The organism is Sphingomonas sp. 77B, from assembly GCF_056497825.1.
The window spans coordinates 122,030-142,840 of the sequence record NZ_JBWMBY010000002.1 but is presented as its reverse complement, the minus strand read 5'-3'; the positions used below and the strand labels follow the sequence as shown (position 1 = coordinate 142,840).

Below are 20,811 nucleotides of genomic sequence, written 5' to 3'. Positions count from 1 at the left end.
GGACATCCCCATGGACACCAGCCGTAGCCAGCGCTGGCGCGAGCGCCGGGCGCTCTGGACCGATGACGAGACCGTCATCGACCCACGCGCCTACAGCGTCGACCTGATCGCGCACGACGTCGCCAGTGCCTTCATCAACGCGCACCATTACTTGCCGAACTATCCCGCGGCGCAGGTCGCCGTGGGACTGTTCGGCCCACGCGGGGCGCTCGCCGGCGTCGCCGTATTCGCGCGCCCCGCCGTCGACGCCGTCATCACGGCGCATACCGGCTTCACCGACCCGGCCAAAGGCACCGTTCTGGCGCGCCTCATGCTCCTCGACGGCGTTCCCCAGAACGGCGAGAGCTTCTTCGTCGCCCGCGCCTTCGATGTGCTGCGCCGGGAGCGCCCGACGGTCGAGGCCGTCGTCTCCTACAGTGACCCCCAGGCGGGACACATCGGCCGTGTCTATGCCGCCCTCAGCGGCGCGCACCGCGGCGTCACGAAGCCCCGGATCGTTCTCCGACTGAACGGCACGACGGTTTCGGGCCGCACGCTGTCGAAGATCCGCACCGGCGAACGCGGCGCTGCCGGAGGAGTCGACCAGCTCCTTCGTCTCGGAGCGCCCAGACCGCGCCTTCAAGAGACGGCCGCTGCATGGCTCGACCGCCTTCAACGCGAACGGGTGCTGCTCCGCCATCGGCAGGACGGGCTCTACGCCTACTGCTTCGAGCTGACGCGGAACGCGCGCCGCGAGGGCCGCCACCTTCCCCGGCTACCCTACCCGAAGGTCCTGCCACGGCCGCATCCGATGCTCCCGATCTTCTCGGGCGCAGCAACCGAAATCGACAAGGGAATCGCCGCATGAGATTGAACCTCATGGCGCTGCTCGCGCCCGCGCCGCGCGACCCCGAGTGGGAGGCCGAGAAGCTCGGATGGCGATGCTTCGTGTTCGGCAACGCGAACCCGAGCTACCGCCGCGGCTCCCGTCTCCGGGCGGCCTGGCAGCGTGGCTATGACGCGGCCGCACGATCGGAGCGACCCGACCTCTACATGCTCTGAGACCCGGCGAAAGGGGAGGGGGATCGGAGGTTCGGGCTCGCCTGGAGTCCGAGCCTGCCAAGGAGCCTCGCCATGGCCACCGTCCACACCCTTCATCCCCAAGAACCCGACAACCGCGTGCCGATCGGAAGCCATTCCACCGGCACGCTCAGCCTCGATCTCGATCGCCTCCTCGCGGGCCGCCTGCTCATTCAGGGCAGCTCGGGCGCGGGCAAGAGCCGGACCCTGCGCCGCATCATCGAGGAAGCCTTCGACTTCGTGACGACGATGATCGTCGATCCCGAGGGCGAGTTCGGGAACCTCGCCGAACACATCGGCGCCACCACGCTCCGCGCTGCCGAGCTGACCGCCGACGGGCTGACCGCCGCCGCCACGCGCGGCCGGCGCCACCGGCTCCCCCTCCACCTCGATCTGACCGACCTTGATCCGGATCAGCGGATCATCAAGGCTGCCGCCTTCTTCGCCGGCCTGATCGGCGCCCCGCGCGAGGACTGGGCGCACACCGTCCTCGTCTGCATCGACGAAGGTCATCTCCTTGCCCCGCATCACGCCGGATCGGCCCGCGACGCGGAGACCCGCCGTCTCGGTGTCGCCACCCTGACCGATCTCGCGGCCCGAGGCCGCAAGCGCGGCATCGCGCCGATCATCGCCACCCAGCGCCTCGCGAAGCTGTCGTCGTCGGTGGTATCCGAACTGCAGAACTTCCTTGTCGGCCTCAACGTGTTCGACCGCGACATCGCGCGCGCGGCCGACCTGCTCGGCTTCTCGGCCAAGGATGCCGACCAGCTGCGCAAGCTCGCGCCGGGCGAGTTCTTCGCCATGGGCCCGGCGCTCGCCCCGCTGCCGCTCCTCGCCAAGATCGACCCGACGATCACCGAACACCTCGGGGCGACGCCGGAGCTGAAGGGCGCAGCCGACGTGGACGGTGACGAGGCCGCGCGCCTTCTCGACCTCGCCGCCCTGAAGGAGGTGCAATCGGGCGCCCGCGATTCCAGCCTCACCATGAAGGGCCTGCGGGCGCTCGATGCCTTCCTGCTCGAACCTGCAGCACCGACCGCGACCGCCATCGTCGGCGTCCTCCGTCGCATCGCGCCGAACGCCACCACCGCCGCGGATCTCGCCTCGCACCTCGGCGCCGCTCGCGACGCGGTCGACGCGGGCCTGGACATCCTCGCCGCCCTCTCCGCGGTCGATACCATGCCCCGCGGCGACGACCGGATCGCTCGCCTCCATGCCCGCCTTCGCGCGAAGATCAGCGACGTCGCCGTCGTGGGACTGGCGTGACATGCTCGACCTTGACGCCACCATCGTCGAGCTGGAGCCCTGCCCGAGGCCCAGGACCGCATCAGCCCCGCTCCGCGAGATCGCCTTCCAGGCGAACGCCTGGACCTCGTCCGAGATCGAGCGCCTAGTCACCCTCTTCCGGCAGGACGTCTCGCTCGAAGAGATCGCCGACGCCATCGGGCGCGGCCGTGCCGGCGTCGCCGACAAGGTCGCGACGCTCGGCCTCCGTCGCAACTCGACGAGGCCGTGGACCGACCTCGAGGACGACGAGCTGCGCCGACGCTACGGCGCCGAGGCGACCGCCACCCTCGCGCTAGACTTCGGGCGGTCGTGCAGCGCGATCTACGCGCGCGCCGGCTGTCTCGGCCTGACCGAGGGCAACGCCCCGGAATGGACAGCTTGGGAGGACGCCCAACTGCGCGCCGGCTACGCTCGCAGCGTCCCGCTCCTGCAACTCGCCGCCCTGATCGGCAGACCGCTCAGCGGTCTCTCCGGTCGCGCCGGACTCCTTGGCATCACCCACGCCAGCCACCCGCCGGATTGGGGGCAGGCCGAGATGGCGCGCGCGCTCGACCTCGCGACCGAGGGCTATCGCTACACCCAGATCATCGCGATGATGGCGGCGGAGGGCTTCCCCGCCCGAACCCTCTCCGGCTTTGGGCAGGTCATTCGCAAGCTCGGCAACGGTCGCGGCTGGGGCCGCGCCTGGACGCCCGACGAGGATGCGCTATTGCGCCACGCCTACGAGGCGGCCGCGAGCCTGACGCCGCTGCGCGCGAGGCTCGGCCGTACCGCCTGCTCGCTGCGCTGGCGCGCCGAATATCTCGGGCTGCGCGGCACCCACGCCAATAGGAACGGCTGGCGCATGGGTCCGGACTGGACGGAGGCCCAGGAGGCGCTCCTGCGCGAGCACTACGGCAAGATGCCGAACGACGCACTGGCGGCGCAGCTCGGCCGCACCAAGGCCGCCATGTTCAGCCGAGCCAACCTGCTCGGGCTCATCCACGGCTATATCCGGCCGTTCAGCGCCGACGAGACGCGAGCGCTCGATCTCGCGTTCCGCCACGGCATCGCGATCGCCGATCTTGCCGCCGCCCTCGACCGCAAGGCGTGCTCGGTCAGCAAGTACGCGACCAACCACGGCATCCGCTTCGGCCGCCGCACGCGCGTCACGCCCACACCGACGTTGGACGACATCCTGGCGCTCGACGCGCCAACGGAAAGGGGAGGGGGCGCAGGCTTGGTCGATCATGTGATCGAACAGAGCCCGGAGCGCCTCCATGCCGACGACCAGCACGATGCCCGCGGTTCGCGCCGCGAACGACGCAATCGCCGCCTCGGCCGTCGACGCCCGCTCCGGCACGAGGCCCGACGCCAGGAACGACGGCTCAACCGCCGCCCGTAACCCCGACATCATCATGGTCGCCGCGCCTCCGCCGGTCGTGCTCGCCTACGGGGTCGGCGTCGACAGCACCGCGCTGCTGGTCGAAAAGGTCGCCCGCGGCGAGGCTCCCGACCTGGTGCTGACCGCAGACACCGGTGTCGAGAAGCCGGAGACCTACGCCTATCTCGATGTAATCGGACCCTGGCTCCGCTCGCACGGCATCCGGCACGAAATCGTGTCGTACACGCCCAAGCGATTCAAGCACTGGCCGCCCTATTATTCGCTGCTCGAAATGGCGCTCACCAACGCCACGCTGCCGAGCAAGTCGCTGGGCGGCTCAAGCTGCAGCCTCAAATACAAGAAGGCGCCGCAAGACGCCTTCCTGCGCACCTGGCAGCCAGCGATCGACGCATGGGCGCGCGGCCAGCGCGTCGTCCGGCTGATCGGGTTCGACGCGGGAAAGCGCGACACGATCCGCTACACCCACGCCGCGACGATCGACGATCCGCTCTACGACTGCCAGTACCCCTTGCGCGAATGGCGCTGGGACCGCGGCGCGTGCGAGCGCCGGATCGAGGCCGAAGGCCTCCCGGTGCCGCCGAAGTCGAGCTGCTGGTTCTGCATCGGCATGACGCCGGAAGAAGTCCGCGCGCTCCCGAGCTGGTGCCTGCGCCTGATCGTCCTCGTGGAGGCTCGCGCCGCCCCGCGGCTCCGCACGGTCGAGGGCCTCTGGCGCAAGACAACCCGGGCGCGTCCCGGCCGCATGAGCGACTTCATCCGCTGGGAGGGGCTGCTCCCGGCCGCCGAGATCGACGCGATCGAGCGCGATGCGCCGCTCGAGCTGATCCGGTTCCAGGACGTCGCCGCCTCGATCCCGCTCGAGGAGCGTCCGACCATGCGGGACTGGCTCGACCGCTTCAACGCCGGACTGAAGGAGGCCGCATGATGGCAACGCTCGCACCGCCCAACACCCGCATCGCCGACCTCAACGATCGTTGCCGGATGGGCTTGGACCGCACCGCACGCATCGTCGCCACGCACGACTGCCTCGCCACCATCGCCAAGGGCGACCGGCACATGGACATGATCATCGCCCAGGCGCGCCTCTTGAAGGCGGTGCGCGACTATCGATTCGCGCCGGGAGACCGCTCCGAACGGGACTTCGGCTCGCTCGAGCTCGACAGCGAGACGATCTTCTTCAAAATCGACTATTACGACGGGGCGATGGAGTTCGGCTCCGAGGACCCGGCCGACGCCTCGATCACGACGCGCGTTCTCACCATCATGCTCGCCCGCGATTACTGACTCGAGGCCGCGGACCTCAGCCCGCCGCGAGCGACAGATACCACAGCCCGAACGCGTTGCTCGCCATGTGGACGATGATCCCGGGCAGCAGCGATCCGCTCCGCAGCGCACACCATCCCGTCGCCAGCCCCAGGCAGAGCGCCGCGACAAGGTTCGCCGGCTCGAAGTGGAGCACAAAGACGAACAGCAGCGCCGACACCAGCACCGCGGCGAAACCCGGCATCCGCTCGCGCAGCGCGCCGAGCAGATAGCCGCGGTAGAGCAGCTCCTCGACCACCGGCGCGACGACGACGGTCGCAGCCACCAGCCCGATCGACGACGCGCCGCCCGAGGCCGCGAGCGCCTTCCCGATCGCCAGCTTCTCGGCCGCGCCCATCTGCCATATCGTGTTGCCCTGGAGCGCGAGGATCGCGAGCGGAATCTGGCTGATCGCCAGACCGCCGACCGTCGTCAGGACGGTCCTACCGTCCGGCTTCGGCAACACGGCCAGGGTTCGCACCCGGCGATCGGCAGCGCCAAGGTCGCGGGCGACGAGCGCCAGAACGACAGCCGCGCCGATGGCGATCGTCGCCGCGATCAGATCGGGCGATGCCGGCGAGAGACCGAGCATCGGCCCGGCGACATAGTGGACGACCGTCAACGTGACGAGATGCAGCGCCAGAAGCCCTGCGACGATCCACCCCGAGAACAGCTTCGCGCGGCCGGTCCCCGGCACGCTCATCGCATCGGTCGCCATGGCCACCCTCCTGAGACGCTCAGCCTATCACCGGCGCGCGCATCGGCAATGTCCCATCAGCGAAAGGAGCAGCCCATGTCCACGATACGACCCGCCACCGAGCAGAACGCGACCGCGATCCTGACCTCGATCGATTGCCTGCGCGAGGCTCGCAACCTGCTCCGCCAGGCCGGTGCGTCCAAGGCCGCGCGCGCGGTCGCGACCGCGATGAAGAGCGCCGAAGGTGCCGAGCGCCACGTCCGCCACCGCATCCGCCGGACCCAGGCAGCATGAGCCGCCACACGCTGCAGCCGCGCGCCGACCGCCCCGACGTCGCCGAGGCCGCGATCGGATGGGACCGCCCGCTCGCAACCTTCTTCTTTCAGGCGTTCGCGACCGCAGACGGCGATGGCGAGGACCGCGTCCTCGAATGGCGCGGCACCGTTCCCGGCGAGCTTCCCACGCCCGAGGCCGCGATCGCGTTTGCGGCGGGCTATGCCGAGATCCCCGAGCACATGGCAGCGACGCTCGACGCCGACCGAGCCGCGACCGCGGACCAGGTCGACAGCCCTTGGCAGACCCGCCTGAAACAGCAGCTCTTCGGCCCCTGACGTTTCCGGACCGACGACCATCGCCGCGCGAAGTGCGCTGGCGATGAGGGCGCTTGCGCGCCTGCCCGGCCGGAGGCCGGGGAGAGGAGTGGGTGAGAGTGAGGTGTCTCGGACAAGGGGTTCGAGAGCATCGACCAGGAGGTTTTCCCCATGAACATCGGTTCCATCAAGCAGAACGACGCCGGCATCTTCATCGGCCGCGTGTCGACCCTGACCGTCGTGATGACGATCGCGCTGCGCGAGGTGCGCAGCTCCAACCCGAAGGCGCCGAAGTACGAGGTCCACGCGCTCAACCAGGCGTCGCGGTCGTGGGTGCAGGTCGGTGCGCTGTTCGAGCTGACCGCCAGCGCGACCGGCGAGGCGTTCCTGAACGGCCGGATCGACGATCCGAGCCTGGCGCAGCCGCTCTACATCTCGGCGTTCCGCCAGCAGGACGGCTCGTACAACCTCGTCTGGCAGCGCCCGCAGCGCCGCCGCGACGTGACGGCCGCGATGGCGCCCAAGGGCGGCGACGACGGCCTGCCGCCGTTCCCCGGCACCGAGGACGGCACCGGCGCGGGCGAGCCCGCCGGCACCGCCAGCGACGGCCTCGGCGAATCCACCGCCGGCGCGTTCGCCGGCTGACCCCGCCACCACCGACCCCTCCGACAGGGCTCGCTTCATCCCGAAGCGGGCCCTGTCCTCGTTCCGGCTTGGTCCCTCCGGACCAAGATCGAGGGGAGGGGGATCGGGGTCTCGGATCACGCGAACCAGTGGAGTCCGACGATGTACGACACCTACGATCTCGGCGGGACACCCGCCAACGAGCCGTGCGCCCAGCTCGGCCACACCGAAGATTTCTCCCGCATCAACCGGCTCGAGGTCGAATGCTACCGCGACGCGATCACGGCGGTTCGGCCCGCCACCCGAAGGCTGCACGCTCGTCGTGCTGACCAACCGGCACGACTTCGGGACCTACTACACGCTCGGCCTGAAGGTCTGGGAAGTCGCCCGCAACGAGGCCGTGGACGCCTATGTCGCCGAGATCGAGGACGGCCTTGGCAGCTGGATCGAGGCGGGTTTCACCGCCCCCGTCCGCTATGACGACGGCCACAGCGCCACCGGCCCGCGCAGCCTCGACGAAGTGATCCTCGGCGCGATGATGACAACGCGGCCCGCTGCCGACGGCAGCTTTCCCGTCGCTGATTTCGAACTGCTCAACGGCAACCTCGCCGCCGCGTATCCGCAGATCGCGGCCGAGGCCAAGGCCCGTCTCGAACAGGTGCCGGCATGAGCGACACCGCCACCGCCGCGCCGCCCGCCGCCGGCAGCGCCTTCGACGCCTGCAAGCAGGCGTTCTTTCCCATTCTCGCGGCGCACGGCATCGCGCGCGTCACCATCGGCTACAACGGCGAGGGCGACGAGGGCCAGGTCAACGACGTCGCCGCCTTCGACGAGGCCGGCGACCAGGCCGACCTTCCCCCGGTCGACTGTGAACGCCACCAGCTCGGCTTCGACGGAACGGTCGCCAGCGACGTCACCGACCTCGCCAGCGCGCTCGACAGCTTCGCGACCGAGGCGCTCTGCGCGCTCTACATGGGCTGGGAGGACAACGCCGGCTCCTGCGGCGAGCTGGAGATCCTCACCGCGCCGAAGACGGTAACGCTCACCCACAACTGGCGGATCGAGACCTTCGATACCACCGTATCGGAGCTCTGAGCGATGTCCCACTGCTACTACCACGCGCTCAGCTCGGTGAAGCGCTGGGGCGGGAAGCCGGAGGACTACCTCCCGCTGCACTCGTGGTTCGACGAGTCCAAGATGATCATCGCCGACCCCCGCCACCGCGCGCTCCGCCACCATGCCGAGGGCATCTTCATGCTGGAGACGATCTTCGGCGTGACGATCCGCAACAGCGACGGCCGCGACGTGCCCGTTCGCCTGATCGGCGAGCAGCACGTCACCGAAGATCTCGGCCGCATCCCGAGCTTCGCCGACTGGGCGCGTCAGATCCAGCCCGCCCCGTGGATGCTTCGCGGCAACCCTGCCGACAGCCCCGGCCTCGAAACCTCCCACTGAGGATGTGCCCATGTCCAACAACTACACCAAGGCCAGCTTCCTCCTGATGGTACAGCCCGACGAGGCCGAGCTGCTCCAGCTCGCGAAGGACGCGAGCGACATGCTCGAGAACCACGACGATGACGCGCTCGGCCGTCGCGAGGCCTTCGACGGGCTCGGCCCGGCATTTGCCGCGGCCTTCCCGCCGACCGACGATGATCCCTTCGGCAGCTTCCTTGCGCTCTTCGACGACGCCGACTTCCCCGTGTTCAGTTGCCGGATCGACGTCGACGACACGCCCGACGAGGCGGGCAGGATCCAGGTGTTCTTCCACGGCGACCAGGTCAGCGTCGATGCCGTCGCGCTCCTCATCTTCGCGGCCTGCAAATCCGCGCTGCCATGCGGGTTCGAATATGCGCTCGACTGCGATCGGCTGCGCCCCGGCGAGTTCGGGGGCGGCTACGCCGCGATCACCCCCGCGGGCGTCAGCTTCGGCAACTCCGCCCGGCAGCTCGAGCGCGCCCTCGAGCGCGACCAGGAGGAAGGCGTCGACGGCTTCGTGCTGACCACACGCCACCCCGAATATGGCCTGAGCTTCTGGAACAACGACACCGGCTTCGGGCGGCTGCGCGACGCGACGGTGTTCACCGAGGCCGAGGCCGCGAGCTTCGACAAGCCGATCGCCGCCGACGAGCCGGAATGGCTCGCCATGCCCGCCCCCCTGACCTGAGGACGGAACCATGCGCTTCATTATTGCCCTGTACGAGGTGGACCGTGCCTTCGGCGGTCCCGAGGAAGGTGGCTGGTGTGCGCCGTTGTGGCGCGAGAAAGGAGTGCGTCTGATGACGTGATGCTTGTTGGCAATGGCATCTGCCCACCGAGCTTACCGGTGCCCTCGGGCTGAAACTTCGAAAGGAGAACGGGACCATAGCATGCTCGGAAAAGGCCCAAAGTGAATAGTCGCATTGAAGCAACGGGTCAGGGCAAGACGGTTATGGTGAACGCTACACTGCGTGAAGCCCAATCTCTCGCGGCCTAAACCCTTGGCGGCGAGGAAAGCGACTGAAACCCCGCACCGACGCGTCGGGTCCACTCTACCAGCTCGGACCCGAGAAGCGGCCAAGTCCGTACCATCGACTTGACCGGCCAACCTTGTCGGCGTGACCTCCTTCGGAGGACTAGAGATGAAAAGGCCACCTAAGACCGTTAGCTTATCTCCTTTCACGCGTAACTACGGGACCGCCTGTAGCTGGTCGAGTTATCGACCTGTATGGCGGCGGAGCCGCAATATTACCCGAACACCCGGCGTAATTGCCGGGACAGCCCTTGCCTCGGTGAGGGACGGTCGGCCGTATAAGTTCGGGGTGACCCGAGCGAAAGCGCAACCGAGCGGGGGAAGTGCGGCAGCTTCGATCCAGCATCGAACCAGGGCGGAGGTCTGCTGATGCAACCCTGTGCCGCCTTGAAAAGGCTGGAATCACTTGGAACGATTGCCTTGACCGGCAAACGTGTGAACGGTGTGTTCCGACTGCTGCTATCCCGCTCCTTGTGGGTGGAAGCTTTGGGCCGCATCCAACAGAACCGTGGGGCAGAGACCCCCGGCATCGACCGTGAGGCCGTAACCGATCTCGACGAAAGCCGGATCGATGCGGTGATCGCGCAACTCTCGGCGGGCACGTATCGCCCGCAGCCGGTCAGGCGCGTCCACATCCCCAAGACCAACGGTAAAACAAGACCGCTCGGCATCCCGACTGCAACCGACCGACTGGTGCAGGAAGTGGTCAGGATGATCCTGAACGAAGTCTATGAACCGATCTTCTCTGATCGGTCACACGGCTTTCGACGGGGGCGGTCGTGTCACACGGCGCTCGACCATGTCCGCAAGACATGGAAGGGCGTGAAGTGGCTGATCGAAGTCGATGTCGAAGGATACTTCGACAACATCTCTCACGAGAAATTGTTGAGCCTGCTTGAACGTCGCATTGATGATAGGCGGTTTACCGCTCTCATCAGTGCGATGCTGAAGGCAGGGTATCTGGAGCAGCAGCGTTTCCACGAAACCTATAGTGGCACGCCGCAAGGAGGCATCGTCTCGCCTCTGCTCGCGAACGTCTACCTGCACGAGCTTGACCATTATGTGGAAGGGCTCGTCGCTGGCTTCGACAAGGGTGCCCAACGTCGCAAATCGGCGGAATACAGGCACCTTCAGCGCCGTTCCGAGTACGCCCGGAAGCGCGTGGCTGCGCTGCGTGACAAAGGGCAGGTTGATGAAATCCAACCATGGCTGGACCGAATAAAGGAGACGCTCGCGGCGATGCGCAAGCTACCCGCGACGGACCCGTTCGATCCAGACTTTCGACGCCTTCGCTACGTCCGGTACGCCGACGACTTCCTTCTGGGGGTTATCGGCAGCCGGGCCGAGGCCGAAGAGATCAAGGCCGCCATCGAGGGCTTCCTCGCGAGCGAGCTTGAGCTCCGAACGTCCCCGTTGAAAAGCGGGATCCGCGAGGCTCGGAAGGGAGCAAGGTTCCTTGGCTACGACGTGCGCACTCGCACGGCGTCCGACCGGCTCGTCAAACAACGGGCACGGACGGGCATCGTCGCAGTCAAGCGGACGGTGACGGATCAAATTCAGTTGCTGGTCCCGCGCGACAAGGTGCAATCGTTCAGCCAGAGGCACGGCTATGGTCAGTTCGACTTGGGACGGGCTGTGCACCGTCCGGGCCTGCTTCACATGGATGATGCGGAGATCGTCAAGGTCTACAACGCCGAACTTCGCGGCTTTGCAAATTACTATGCCTTGGCCGTGGATGTGAAAGGCGCACTCAACAAGCTCGAGTTTCTCTGGCGCGGTAGTCTGTTCAAGACGCTCGCGCACAAGCATCGGACAAGCCTAATGGCTTCGCTCCGGCGCCTCAGGGTTGGCCCGGGCAGGTACGTAGTGCGTATCGGCGTTGGGAGGGATGAGAGGAGGATCGCGGTTTGGCGACTGGCGGAACTCGATCGTAGGCCGGTGTTCTGGCCGTCGGTCGACAACACGCCTCGCACGGAAGCTCTTCGGTTAAGCAGGACCAACCTGACTGACCGAGTGCTCGCCCAAGCATGCTCCGCATGTGGCGGCACCGATGGACCGTTCCATCTTCACCACAGCAACCCCGTGCGTCGCATGAGGGATGGGCCGGTGTTCCGGAGGCTTCACGCCGAACGGGCCCGGAAGACGAGGCCGCTTTGCGCGCCCTGTCATCAACTCCTTCATGCAGGGAAGCTGCCGGACTTTCGTTCGACAGTGCCCGGAGCGGAGAGCCGGATGCAGTGAAAGTTGCACGTCCGGTTCGGAGGGGGGCAGTGGGGTGTTCTCTCGTAGACGCCACCCTGCCTACCCTACGGTACGACACCGGCGAGCTTCGCCGGCCGCTCGCGCTCGCCCCGACCAACGAGGCCGCCGTCGCCATCGCCGCGCGCGCGAACCGGCTGCTCGACCGTCTCCAGCGCCACAAGCGCCCGGTCCACTCCGCCACCTATACGGGCGGTCGCCATCGCGCGCACGTCTTCACCACGACGGCACCGCCGGCCTACCCCGCGGAACGGCCCCGCTACTGCTGACGCAGATGCGGGTCGCGCCGGTCGCGTTTCAGCGGTACAGTCCCAATAGGGGGAACCGACATGCCGACACCCATCCCGATCGATCCCGCCGAACGCGCCGAAGCGGAAAACGCGGCGCGCGAGCTGCTCCGCGACCTCATCGGCACCGACTATTCGGACACCACGCTGCGCGTGTGCGCCGATCACCTCCTGAGCTTCCGCCGTCATCCCAAGACGCACGCCGAACAGCCCCCGACCGCGGCGCTCGACCGGCTCTTCGCCATCGCCAAGTCCGACACCGGCCAGTCGGCCCGCGTCGCGAACTTCCTCCTGGCATGGTGGAACGGCGTCGATCTCGGCCATTTTCCGATCGCCGACCTCTTCGGTCTCGATCGCGCGATCGCAGACGACATCACCGCCGTTATCCGCTTTCTCGGCCGACACCCGGGCGCGGTCTACGCCGACAGCCTGGGTTATCGCGGCGACGTCATGGACCTCCTCGCCCGCTGGCGCGGGATCACCAACGAGGACGCCGCCTGACCATGATGATCGACTTCGAGGATCGCGAGCCGGCCGAGCCAATGTCGCTCGGCACCAAGATCTTCATCGTCATCGTCTGCCTGCTCACCGCCTATGGCTGGTACGCAAACGCGATCGCGCTCTGGCACCTAGTCGCAGGATTGTTCGCGTGACCACGAAGTCCACGATCGAGACCAGCCTTGGCAAGGTCTGGGTAACGCACTTCGACAACGGCGACGCCGCGCTCTGGTGGCCCGATCGCGCCCGCGTCGGACCTGCCGTCGTCGAGATCATCGATGGCCGGGCGGCGTGGAAGCCGAAATACGGCAATTGGATCGTTCCTGCGGTTCATGCCGAAACGCTGATCGCCGAGATCGGCGACCTGTAGCAGGGAAGGGCGGCGCATCCCGCCCGTCGCCTAAGCGCCGACCGGGACCGCGGCTCTACTCGGCTTTGCCGACCGGAGCCCCGCGGGCGGGTCTCCGCCCTATCGGGTGACGATCCGCTTGCGAAAAGGACCGACGCCCTGGCAGGAACGCCGGTCCCCATCGAAGGGCATGCCGCAACAACCCGCGACGAACGGATCGGTTCGAGCCCGCGCGGACGGTTAACAGAAATAAGGTTGCCGTTCACCTAACGACCTGAAGGTCAGGGTGGATGGGTCTCGCTGGTCCGCCCAGCATGACATGCGCCTCATGGCGGCCGTCAAGGATCGGCGGTGCCCCCAATTTCGCACCCGCTGCGCGGTCACGAAATCGGCTCCCCCACCGCCCGCTCCGCGGCGCCGCGAACGGCGACCCTGACGGCCTGGAGACGCATGCCCCGGCGGAACCGCCATCAAATCATGGAGGTTCACATGGCTGGCTTTCAAATCACTTTCTTTCGCGCGGCGCTAAAGGCGGGTATCGGTCCCGACGAGGCGCAACATCTGAGCGACGTCACGGAGGACTTCATCGTGAGGACAGTCGATACCGCGAACCGCGATCTCGTGGCGCAGCTCAAGACGATGAACGGCAAGCTCGACAACATCGACGGCAAGTTCGAGAACCGCATCACGCTCAGCCGGGTCCAACTGGCCGCCATTCTCGGGATCGCCGCAATCGGCGGGACCGTGGGTCCGCTGGCCCTCAAGATGATCGGCCTCGGCTGATCCAAGAGGCCTCGGCCCCTTTATTGCTCGATCGCCACCGCTGAGAAGCTCAGCCAAGCCAGTTCTCGACTTCAAGGCCCCGAATGCGTCGGAACTCCTTCTCATTGTCGGTGACGAGCGTTGCGCCGACCGTGAGCGCATGTGCACCAATGAGCAGATCATTCGGACCGATCGTCTTGCCTTCCGCCTCCAGTTCAGCCCTCAGACCGCCATATTCCGTGTCGGCCGGCACTTCGAGCGGGAGTACCTCCAAGCCTCCGAGGATCGCCTCGACCTGAGCGAGCAACTTGGGCGACCCCTTCTTTGCGCAGCCATAACGCAGCTCCGCAACGGTGATGATGCTGACACAGAGCGCTTCACCGTCGAGTTCGACCACCTTGCTGTACACACGGCCCTGCGGATCGCGAACCATATCCGAGACGATGTTCGTATCGAGCATGTAGCGCTTACCGCTCACAGGTCGACACTTCGCAACGGCACCAAGCCCTCGTCAAAATCGTCCGGAAGCTGATCCTCAGGCCCGAGAGGAGAGAGCGACCGCAGGACCGAAGCGAGGTCCGCTCTCGGTTCGGGTTCGATCACGAGCTTGTCGCCAACCTTGTGAATGAGGACAGTCGTTCCGGGCATCTCGAACTCGGCCGGGATCCTCACCGCCTGACTACGATTGTTGCGGAACAGCTTCGCTGCGCGAGCGCCGGTAGCCGACATTGCCTGAGCCATGGCCAATCTCCTGGGATATGCCATGTATATGCCACCTCGCGCCGATCCGTGCAACCGTAGAACCCGACCAATCGGCCCCTGACGTTTCCGGACCGACGACCATCGCCGCGCGAAGTGCGCTGGCGATGAGGGCGCTTGCGCGCCTGCCCGGCCGGAGGCCGGGGAGAGGAGTGGGTGAGAGTGAGGTGTCTCGGACAAGGGGTTCGAGAGCATCGACCAGGAGGTTTTCCCCATGAACATCGGTTCCATCAAGCAGAACGACGCCGGCATCTTCATCGGCCGCGTGTCGACCCTGACCGTCGTGATGACGATCGCGCTGCGCGAGGTGCGCAGCTCCAACCCGAAGGCGCCGAAGTACGAGGTCCACGCGCTCAACCAGGCGTCGCGGTCGTGGGTGCAGGTCGGTGCGCTGTTCGAGCTGACCGCCAGCGCGACCGGCGAGGCGTTCCTGAACGGCCGGATCGACGATCCGAGCCTGGCGCAGCCGCTCTACATCTCGGCGTTCCGCCAGCAGGACGGCTCGTACAACCTCGTCTGGCAGCGCCCGCAGCGCCGCCGCGACGTGACGGCCGCGATGGCGCCCAAGGGCGGCGACGACGGCCTGCCGCCGTTCCCCGGCACCGAGGACGGCACCGGCGCGGGCGAGCCCGCCGGCACCGCCAGCGACGGCCTCGGCGAATCCACCGCCGGCGACGCCTTCGGCGCCGCGCCGGAGACGCCCGCCAAGGGCGGCCGCCGCCGCGCCGCGCAGCCGGCCGAGCCCGAGACGGTCTGACCGACCGGCCGGGGTGCCTCCCACCCCGGCTTTCTCCTCCCCACCGCGCGTCCAAGCCCCCGCGCGCGGACCTACAGGGCTCGCTTCGCTCCCCCGGCGAGGCGGGCCCTGTCTTTGTTCGCCCTTACGGGCTCACCGACAGGAGCCGCCGCCGTGCCGATCTCCCTCGAACACCATATCGCCATCGCGACACGCGACTACGCCGCGCTCTCCCGCTTCGCGATTCGACGCGAGCGGTTCCTCGACGCCCTCGACTGGACCGCCCTCGAGGAGCAGTTCGCGCGCGAAGCGTCGATGACCGACGACCTCATCAACGACGACCTGGCGAGCCTCTGGCTCTACATCGACCATCTCGGCCGTTGGTCCGCCGACGCCGGTCCAGACGCGTCCGGCCCGGATTCGATCCTCCGCATCACCCGCGAGCCGCGGGACTACACGCCGCATTGATCGGCGCATCCCGCCCGGTCCTTCGCCTCGCTCAGCCCGGGCGGGACCGGGGCTCTAGTCGGCTGCGTCGACCGGAACCCCGCCCGCGGGTTTCCGCCCATGCGGGTGACGATCCCCTTGCGGTGATGACGCTCGCCTGCACAATCGGGACGGCAGAGGCTCCGTTGCAGGTCAGCAACGACTCAAAGGCGCTCTCGCACGGCAGTCGGCGCCGCCGTCGCCACCTCGCGAGCGCCACCCTCGACGCCAGCGCCTCGCTTGCGATTGCCGGCATCCGCCGGCGGGCCGTGCCGCGACCGGAGTGGCCCACGACCTCCGTCGCGGCCGATCGCGGCTCGCTGTAGGGCTTGCCTCGTCTCGCCGGTCCGGCGCGCAGATGCCAATGCCGGCGCGACCCGCGCTGCGCTGATCGCCCGGGAGACTCTTGGCGACTGAACCGCCCTGGTCGGTCCACGTTGCCCATTCCAGCCTCTTCTGAGGCGCCGGCGAAGCCGCCCCGCCTCGCAGTGCCACCTGCGGCGACCGCGACCGCGTCGCAACCCCCTTCACGAGCCCGTGTTGTCGCGCCTTCGGCGCGCCTGCCCGCGCCAGCTCGCTCCGGAGGTTCCCCGCGCGGGCTGCGCCCGCGCGGTGCGACGCGATCCCGGCCGCCGCCCATCAGTGGCACCGGCGGGGAGGCCGCCGGCACCCAAGGAGGCTTACATGAACAACGTGAACCTGGTCGGCCGCATCGCCAAGGACCCCGAGCTGCGTACCGCGGGCCGCACCGACATCACCACCATCATCGTCGCGACGGACCGCCCCAAGCTCGACAAGGAGGGCAAGACCTACAAGGATCCGCAGACCGGCTTCACCGCGAAGGAGGTCGAGTTCCACAAGGTCACGACCTTCAACGGCCTCGCCAAGGCGATCGCCAACAACCGCAAGAAGGGCGACCTGGTCGCCGTCGCGGGTCGGCTCCACTACACGAAGTGGCAGGACAACGGCGTCGATCGCTACGGCTGCGAGATCATCGCCGACCGGGTCGAATTCTACTGACCCGCGGGGGCGGCGGAAGCCGCCCCTTTCCGCTTGCTCGCGCAATGCAAAGGCACCCGCTGGCTGCTCTTTCGCGCTGGTGCTACCGCCAACAGGTCCCAAGCGGAGGAGCTCGCCATGCGACGCACGTTGGAGGTTCTCGCCACCACCCTGTTCCAGCGCGACGCCAGCTCGGGCCGCATGCTGTTCCTCGGTTGCCTCGGCGTCATCGCGATCACGCGTATCGACCCGGAGAGCGCCGCCCGGCCGCCCGCCGTCATCGCCTTCTTCGGCTGGATGGGCGTCCACCTCCTGCTCCGCTACCTCCGCGTGCGAACCCTCCCCCGTCGCCGCCAGGACACCCCGGCACGAACGGTCTGACCTCTCCGGCCAGGGGCCGCCCCGGGGTTGAGAGGGGAGGAGGACCGGGGCCTTTCGAGGCTGCCAGGTCGAGGAGAGGGTGAAGGGTAGGGGAGTGATGCGGCGCATCCCGGCGTTGCCGGGACCGGGGCTCTAGTCGGCTGCGCCGACCGGAACCCCGCACGCGGGTTTCCGCCCATTCGGGTAACGATCCCCTTGCGGGGGCGATAGCGACTGACACCCCGCTCGCCGTCGGGCGGCGTCTGGTCAGGACTTCAACTGCCAACCGCATCCGACGACGCCATCGTGGCACCGGCCGCTGGGGCGGCCGGGTCCCCTCGGCAGTCGTCGTACCTCACCTCAAACCAATAACTCTCTCTCTGACCTCCTAGTTTGGCATCCGGGGATTCAGGCCGGTCAAGGATGCGCGGTTCCCCCAATTTTCACGCGGCCGACCCGTGCCGGGCCGACCACGAGAAAATCGGCTCCCCCACGCCCCGCTTCGCGGCGTTAACCGGGGTCCGGCGAGCACGAGGCTCGCCGGCTTCCCGGTTAACGTCCCTGACCGACCTGACCACCGAATGCCGGGGGAGGAGCCTCATCAAGAAGATGAGAACATCACGCCTTGGAGGCTCAAATGACCACTTTCACGAACTTCGCCGATCTCGCCAGCTTCGTTGCCGTCGAGCGCCGCAACGACACCCTGACGCAGACCTACGAGGGTGCATTCATCGAGCACAGCGAGATGGCCAAGCTCAGCGTCGTCGACGCGCCGGAGCAGCTGGACATGCCCGATCCGGAGCAGGTGCGGGCCGCCGTCGAAATGATGATGGCGACGATGTTCGACGTGCTGCGCGACACTCGGATGGAGCCTTTCGCGGCAGACCTCGCGTGGGGCTTCGCCAACAGCTTCCACGTCGTTGCGAAGCGCATCGAGGGACGGGAGGACGACGCGGCGAACAAGCTGCGGGATCTCGCACGCGCCTTCGACCCCAGCGAGATCTACGCGACCGAGCTGGAGGAGACGCAGACGCTCTGCCAGACGCTGCAGGGTTGCCGCGAGGCGATGGAGTGCATGCGCGACCATGCCGCCGAGGTGTACCGCGTCGAAACGGGCAAGCCCTTCTCGCCGGTCCGTGGGAGCCGGGTCTCGAGCGGCCTGACCGCCTCGATGATCGACGCGCGGGACTATCTCGCCGCACGCAGCCGGGAACGCCGGGAGCAGTTCGCCCCCGAGGGTCCGGTGGTTGCCTTCTCCGGCGGCCAGAAGGACTGGAACGACGCGGACCTGCTCTTCCGCGGCCTCGACAAGATCAAGGCGCGCATCCCGGAAATGATCCTCGCGACCACCGCACAGTCCAAGGGTGCCGACGCGATCGCGCACGCCTGGGCCGCATCCCGGGGCGTGAAGGTCATCAAGTTCATGCTGGACCGCAGCGCGGGCAACCGGGCAGCGTTCATCCGCAACGAGCGCATCCTGGGGCTGAAGCCGGTCGAAGCCGTCGTCTGCGAGGGCACGGGCATCCAGGCCAACCTCGCGCAGAAGCTGCGTCAAGGCGGGGTGCCGCTGCACATCGTGAAGCTCGCGCACCAGGCGACTGCCAAGCAGGCCTGAGCGCAACCCGGGAGGGACGTCGGCTTCGGCCGGCGTTCCTCCCAACCTTTTTCGTCATGCCGGTGCGGCGCTCCGGGGCATCGAGCCCCATCGCACCGCCTGAGACTGCGCTTGCGCTCCAACCACGATCGCCCGGCTCGCTCGCGTCGCGGCAGGCCGGCGCCTGCCACTCGCTACGCCTCGCCGGCGATCCTTCCTGCACCACCCAACGGAGCCAGTCATGCCGATCCGGACCGTCCACCAGTCGCTCTCCTTCGACACCATCATCACCGATCATCCGCACCGGCTCGCCGCAGAATCGCACATGACCAAGGTGCTGCGCGAATATGGCGCCTGGCCACAGGACGCCGCCGTCGACGCAGCTCGTTCGGGCAAGCCCGCCCTCGTGCGCGACGACGGCTATAGCGAGACCATCGAGATCCGTGACGACAGCCCGGCGACACCGGACGCCCAGTGCCTCTGACCCGCCGACGGACGGGCTCGCTCGCATCGCGGCAACCCCTTTGGGTTGCCAGCTTGGCTCACACGTCGCCCGCCCGTCGGCACCCCCGCAATGCGACGTCCCGGGGAAGCAAAGGGGAGGGGGAACGAGGGATGTGATCGAACCAAGGGAGGTCGAGATGTCCATCGTATTTCGCATTGCCACTGCCGCCGACGATCGCGACGGTCCGACCGCCACGATCAACGCCCGCCAGCTCGCCGCCTTCCGCTCCTTGCTACGCGCGGAGGGAAGCCGTCTCGGGCTGGCGCTGATCGACCCCGATGACGACGAGGAGACGGCTCTCGCCTACAGCTTCGAGGCTCGCGTCTGCCCGCTGGCTCTCGCCAGCATGGCACGCGTTTTCGACTTCGCCGCCGACGTGATCGCGGTCCTGGACGAGGCGCAGTTCCGCAGCCGGCGCGTCTCGTTCTACCGCCGCCGGCCGGATGGTCCGGTCGCGATGCGACCGTCCATCACGTCCGACCTCGGCGTCGAGATGGACCTCGCCAGCGGCAATGCCCATGTGCTGCTGGAGAGCCTCGGACTGCGCCCCGACAGTGTCGGGGAGCTGCCCGTCGCGGAGGTCCACAAACGCCTCGACAACCCCGCCGTTCGACGCCGGATGAGGGAACAGAACATCGACCATTATGCCGACCGCCTGGAGCGACTGATCGCCACCGCGGAGACGGACGACAGCTCGCGGTTCGAGTGGGCCTGAGCCTCCCTCGCTCGACACCGCGGAGGGGCGCTGCGCATCGGCGTGGCGCCCCTTTTTCATGCCAGCTAGGCTTGAGCTCCGGGGTCCGGCGTCCGACCCGGCTCGCTCGCTTCCGCACGGCCCCGCCGGGCCGCACGTCGCTACGCATCGGCCGGGCCGGAGGAATGAATATCTCTCACTGACGTCCAATTCTGTCAGGCGTCCGAGACCGCCTCAAGGATCGACGGTCCCCCCAATTTTGCCGCGGCCGCCGCTCCGCTGCGCTCCACGGCAACCACGACAAAATCGGCACCCCCGTCGCCCGCTTCGCGGCCGCCGGCGATGCCGGCGGTCCTTGACCCGACCTCGGACGCCCGACGCCCGCTCCGCTGTCACTCAAGACAGCAGGAGGCTCCCATGCAGATCACCACGAACACCGCCATGAACGACCACGCCAACTATCTCGCCGCGGTCGCCTGCGCGGAGCGCCGGGCCCTCCACAGCTTCTTCGACCAGCATGTCATCGAGGACGGTGACGACGGGTTCATCGCCATCGACGAGGGGGACTACGACGCCCTGCCGATGGGGATCATCGACCGCGTGGTTCACACGGTCCCGGGCGGCATGTCCGACGAGTTCTGAACGACAGGGAGGGGCGGCAACGCCTCTCCCTTTTTTTGCTGCCGGGGTACACGGGCATGAGGGGCATCGAGCCCCCCATGCCCGTGCCGCGACTGACGTCGCGGCAGACCCGGTTCATGCCGCGAGGCGCTTCTCGACTTCCTCGATTCCGAGAGACTCGATCCGCCCCGTCAGCTCCTCCAGACGCTTCGATCCCAGCTTCAACAAACCCGCCTTCTCGACGGCCTTGATCGCCTCTTCACGCTCCCGCTTCACGAGCAGCTTTCGCTTGTCCGCGAGCCGCCGCTCTTCCTCTTCGAGCGCCTGCCGTTCCTGTTCCAATGTACGCGCCATGATGGCCTCGCTGTTCATAGCTGATCGGGCTGCGAACGAGGCTGTTGTAGCGGTTGAGATGCCGGTTCGGAAGGAGAAGGTTGCGGGCGGCTCGGC

Annotated in this window: 32 protein-coding genes; 28 read left to right on the top strand and 4 right to left on the bottom strand. The window is 67.8% G+C overall.

What is annotated here, in order from left to right; genetic code table 11:
• Positions 1-10 precede the first annotated feature (10 nt).
• From AC1GI4_RS17985 to AC1GI4_RS17960, 6 genes are all read left to right on the top strand, one after another.
• Complete coding sequence (locus tag AC1GI4_RS17985; RefSeq protein WP_479630503.1) at positions 11-847, top strand: Mom family adenine methylcarbamoylation protein; 837 nt, start codon at positions 11-13, stop codon at positions 845-847.
• A complete protein-coding gene (locus tag AC1GI4_RS17980; RefSeq protein ID WP_479630502.1) occupies positions 844-1,041 on the top strand; it encodes a hypothetical protein in 198 nt (65 codons plus the stop codon). Before AC1GI4_RS17985 ends, AC1GI4_RS17980 begins: the two co-directional genes overlap by 4 nt.
• A gap of 72 nt (positions 1,042-1,113) precedes the next feature.
• Positions 1,114-2,325 (top strand): helicase HerA domain-containing protein, encoded by a 1,212-nt coding sequence (locus tag AC1GI4_RS17975; protein WP_479630501.1) that lies wholly within the window; start codon positions 1,114-1,116, stop codon positions 2,323-2,325.
• A gap of 1 nt (position 2,326) precedes the next feature.
• Positions 2,327-3,730 carry a hypothetical protein gene (locus tag AC1GI4_RS17970; RefSeq protein WP_479630500.1) on the top strand — a complete coding sequence of 468 codons (1,404 nt, stop codon included), beginning with the start codon at positions 2,327-2,329 and terminating at the stop codon, positions 3,728-3,730.
• Positions 3,731-3,743: 13 nt separating this feature from the next.
• The gene (locus AC1GI4_RS17965; RefSeq protein WP_479630539.1) at positions 3,744-4,655 is read left to right on the top strand and encodes a hypothetical protein; all 912 of its coding nucleotides are present in this window, start codon (positions 3,744-3,746) and stop codon (positions 4,653-4,655) included.
• Positions 4,652-5,014, top strand: coding sequence for a DUF3768 domain-containing protein (locus AC1GI4_RS17960; protein WP_479630499.1), 363 nt, complete (start codon positions 4,652-4,654; stop codon positions 5,012-5,014). The genes AC1GI4_RS17965 and AC1GI4_RS17960 overlap by 4 nt, the downstream gene beginning before the upstream one ends.
• 16 nt (positions 5,015-5,030) lie before the next feature.
• On the opposite strand, the gene AC1GI4_RS17955 is transcribed toward AC1GI4_RS17960, so the two are convergent.
• Positions 5,031-5,750, bottom strand: a complete 720-nt coding sequence (locus AC1GI4_RS17955; protein ID WP_479630498.1) for a lysostaphin resistance A-like protein — start codon at positions 5,748-5,750, stop codon at positions 5,031-5,033.
• A 75-nt stretch (positions 5,751-5,825) separates the two neighbouring features.
• Between AC1GI4_RS17955 and AC1GI4_RS17950 the strand changes: the two genes are divergently transcribed.
• The 13 genes from AC1GI4_RS17950 to AC1GI4_RS17890 all read left to right on the top strand — a co-directional run bounded on the left by AC1GI4_RS17950 (position 5,826) and on the right by AC1GI4_RS17890 (position 13,628).
• On the top strand, positions 5,826-6,023 hold the full coding sequence (locus AC1GI4_RS17950; RefSeq protein ID WP_479630497.1) for a hypothetical protein: 198 nt from the start codon (positions 5,826-5,828) through the stop codon (positions 6,021-6,023).
• Positions 6,020-6,340, top strand: coding sequence for a hypothetical protein (locus AC1GI4_RS17945; RefSeq protein WP_479630496.1), 321 nt, complete (start codon positions 6,020-6,022; stop codon positions 6,338-6,340). Before AC1GI4_RS17950 ends, AC1GI4_RS17945 begins: the two co-directional genes overlap by 4 nt.
• 150 nt (positions 6,341-6,490) lie before the next feature.
• Positions 6,491-6,964: a DUF736 domain-containing protein gene (locus AC1GI4_RS17940; protein ID WP_479630495.1), complete on the top strand. Its 474-nt coding sequence runs from the start codon at positions 6,491-6,493 to the stop codon at positions 6,962-6,964.
• A 301-nt stretch (positions 6,965-7,265) separates the two neighbouring features.
• On the top strand, positions 7,266-7,613 hold the full coding sequence (locus tag AC1GI4_RS17935) for a hypothetical protein (RefSeq protein ID WP_479630494.1): 348 nt from the start codon (positions 7,266-7,268) through the stop codon (positions 7,611-7,613).
• Positions 7,610-8,038 carry a DUF6878 family protein gene (locus tag AC1GI4_RS17930; RefSeq protein ID WP_479630493.1) on the top strand — a complete coding sequence of 143 codons (429 nt, stop codon included), beginning with the start codon at positions 7,610-7,612 and terminating at the stop codon, positions 8,036-8,038. The genes AC1GI4_RS17935 and AC1GI4_RS17930 overlap by 4 nt, the downstream gene beginning before the upstream one ends.
• 3 nt (positions 8,039-8,041) lie before the next feature.
• On the top strand, positions 8,042-8,398 hold the full coding sequence (locus tag AC1GI4_RS17925; RefSeq protein WP_479630492.1) for a DUF6915 family protein: 357 nt from the start codon (positions 8,042-8,044) through the stop codon (positions 8,396-8,398).
• A gap of 10 nt (positions 8,399-8,408) precedes the next feature.
• Complete coding sequence (locus tag AC1GI4_RS17920; protein WP_479630491.1) at positions 8,409-9,107, top strand: hypothetical protein; 699 nt, start codon at positions 8,409-8,411, stop codon at positions 9,105-9,107.
• 765 nt (positions 9,108-9,872) lie between these two features.
• On the top strand, positions 9,873-11,693 hold the full coding sequence (locus AC1GI4_RS17915) for a reverse transcriptase domain-containing protein (protein WP_231729953.1): 1,821 nt from the start codon (positions 9,873-9,875) through the stop codon (positions 11,691-11,693).
• Positions 11,694-11,722: 29 nt separating this feature from the next.
• Entirely contained in the window at positions 11,723-11,980 is a 258-nt protein-coding gene (locus AC1GI4_RS17910) for a hypothetical protein (protein WP_479630490.1), read from the top strand.
• A 189-nt stretch (positions 11,981-12,169) separates the two neighbouring features.
• Positions 12,170-12,499 carry a DUF7673 family protein gene (locus AC1GI4_RS17905; protein WP_479630538.1) on the top strand — a complete coding sequence of 110 codons (330 nt, stop codon included), beginning with the start codon at positions 12,170-12,172 and terminating at the stop codon, positions 12,497-12,499.
• Between the two features lie 2 nt (positions 12,500-12,501).
• Positions 12,502-12,651: a hypothetical protein gene (locus AC1GI4_RS17900; RefSeq protein WP_479630489.1), complete on the top strand. Its 150-nt coding sequence runs from the start codon at positions 12,502-12,504 to the stop codon at positions 12,649-12,651.
• Positions 12,648-12,866 carry a hypothetical protein gene (locus tag AC1GI4_RS17895; RefSeq protein WP_479630488.1) on the top strand — a complete coding sequence of 73 codons (219 nt, stop codon included), beginning with the start codon at positions 12,648-12,650 and terminating at the stop codon, positions 12,864-12,866. The genes AC1GI4_RS17900 and AC1GI4_RS17895 overlap by 4 nt, the downstream gene beginning before the upstream one ends.
• 468 nt (positions 12,867-13,334) lie before the next feature.
• Positions 13,335-13,628 carry a hypothetical protein gene (locus AC1GI4_RS17890; RefSeq protein WP_479630487.1) on the top strand — a complete coding sequence of 98 codons (294 nt, stop codon included), beginning with the start codon at positions 13,335-13,337 and terminating at the stop codon, positions 13,626-13,628.
• A 49-nt stretch (positions 13,629-13,677) separates the two neighbouring features.
• Here AC1GI4_RS17890 and AC1GI4_RS17885 read toward each other — a convergent pair whose 3' ends face one another.
• Positions 13,678-14,067, bottom strand: a complete 390-nt coding sequence (locus tag AC1GI4_RS17885; protein WP_479630486.1) for a PIN domain-containing protein — start codon at positions 14,065-14,067, stop codon at positions 13,678-13,680.
• A gap of 14 nt (positions 14,068-14,081) precedes the next feature.
• Positions 14,082-14,348 (bottom strand): antitoxin, encoded by a 267-nt coding sequence (locus tag AC1GI4_RS17880; protein ID WP_479630485.1) that lies wholly within the window; start codon positions 14,346-14,348, stop codon positions 14,082-14,084.
• A 232-nt stretch (positions 14,349-14,580) separates the two neighbouring features.
• Here AC1GI4_RS17880 and AC1GI4_RS17875 point away from each other — a divergent pair, with 232 nt between their 5' ends.
• From AC1GI4_RS17875 to AC1GI4_RS17835, 9 genes are all read left to right on the top strand, one after another.
• Positions 14,581-15,123, top strand: coding sequence for a DUF736 domain-containing protein (locus tag AC1GI4_RS17875; protein ID WP_479630484.1), 543 nt, complete (start codon positions 14,581-14,583; stop codon positions 15,121-15,123).
• 153 nt (positions 15,124-15,276) lie between these two features.
• Positions 15,277-15,570, top strand: a complete 294-nt coding sequence (locus AC1GI4_RS17870; protein ID WP_479630483.1) for a hypothetical protein — start codon at positions 15,277-15,279, stop codon at positions 15,568-15,570.
• A 125-nt stretch (positions 15,571-15,695) separates the two neighbouring features.
• A complete protein-coding gene (locus tag AC1GI4_RS17865; RefSeq protein WP_479630482.1) occupies positions 15,696-15,914 on the top strand; it encodes a hypothetical protein in 219 nt (72 codons plus the stop codon).
• Positions 15,915-16,272: 358 nt separating this feature from the next.
• Positions 16,273-16,608, top strand: coding sequence for a single-stranded DNA-binding protein (locus AC1GI4_RS17860; RefSeq protein WP_479630481.1), 336 nt, complete (start codon positions 16,273-16,275; stop codon positions 16,606-16,608).
• A 117-nt stretch (positions 16,609-16,725) separates the two neighbouring features.
• On the top strand, positions 16,726-16,968 hold the full coding sequence (locus AC1GI4_RS17855) for a hypothetical protein (RefSeq protein ID WP_479630480.1): 243 nt from the start codon (positions 16,726-16,728) through the stop codon (positions 16,966-16,968).
• 616 nt (positions 16,969-17,584) lie between these two features.
• On the top strand, positions 17,585-18,562 hold the full coding sequence (locus tag AC1GI4_RS17850) for a DUF2493 domain-containing protein (protein ID WP_479630479.1): 978 nt from the start codon (positions 17,585-17,587) through the stop codon (positions 18,560-18,562).
• 220 nt (positions 18,563-18,782) lie between these two features.
• Positions 18,783-19,025 carry a hypothetical protein gene (locus AC1GI4_RS17845; RefSeq protein WP_479630478.1) on the top strand — a complete coding sequence of 81 codons (243 nt, stop codon included), beginning with the start codon at positions 18,783-18,785 and terminating at the stop codon, positions 19,023-19,025.
• A 157-nt stretch (positions 19,026-19,182) separates the two neighbouring features.
• Entirely contained in the window at positions 19,183-19,761 is a 579-nt protein-coding gene (locus tag AC1GI4_RS17840) for a hypothetical protein (protein WP_479630477.1), read from the top strand.
• Positions 19,762-20,157: 396 nt separating this feature from the next.
• Positions 20,158-20,382: a hypothetical protein gene (locus AC1GI4_RS17835; protein WP_479630476.1), complete on the top strand. Its 225-nt coding sequence runs from the start codon at positions 20,158-20,160 to the stop codon at positions 20,380-20,382.
• Between the two features lie 114 nt (positions 20,383-20,496).
• On the opposite strand, the gene AC1GI4_RS17830 is transcribed toward AC1GI4_RS17835, so the two are convergent.
• A complete protein-coding gene (locus tag AC1GI4_RS17830; protein WP_479630475.1) occupies positions 20,497-20,715 on the bottom strand; it encodes a hypothetical protein in 219 nt (72 codons plus the stop codon).
• Positions 20,716-20,811: the final 96 nt, after the last annotated feature.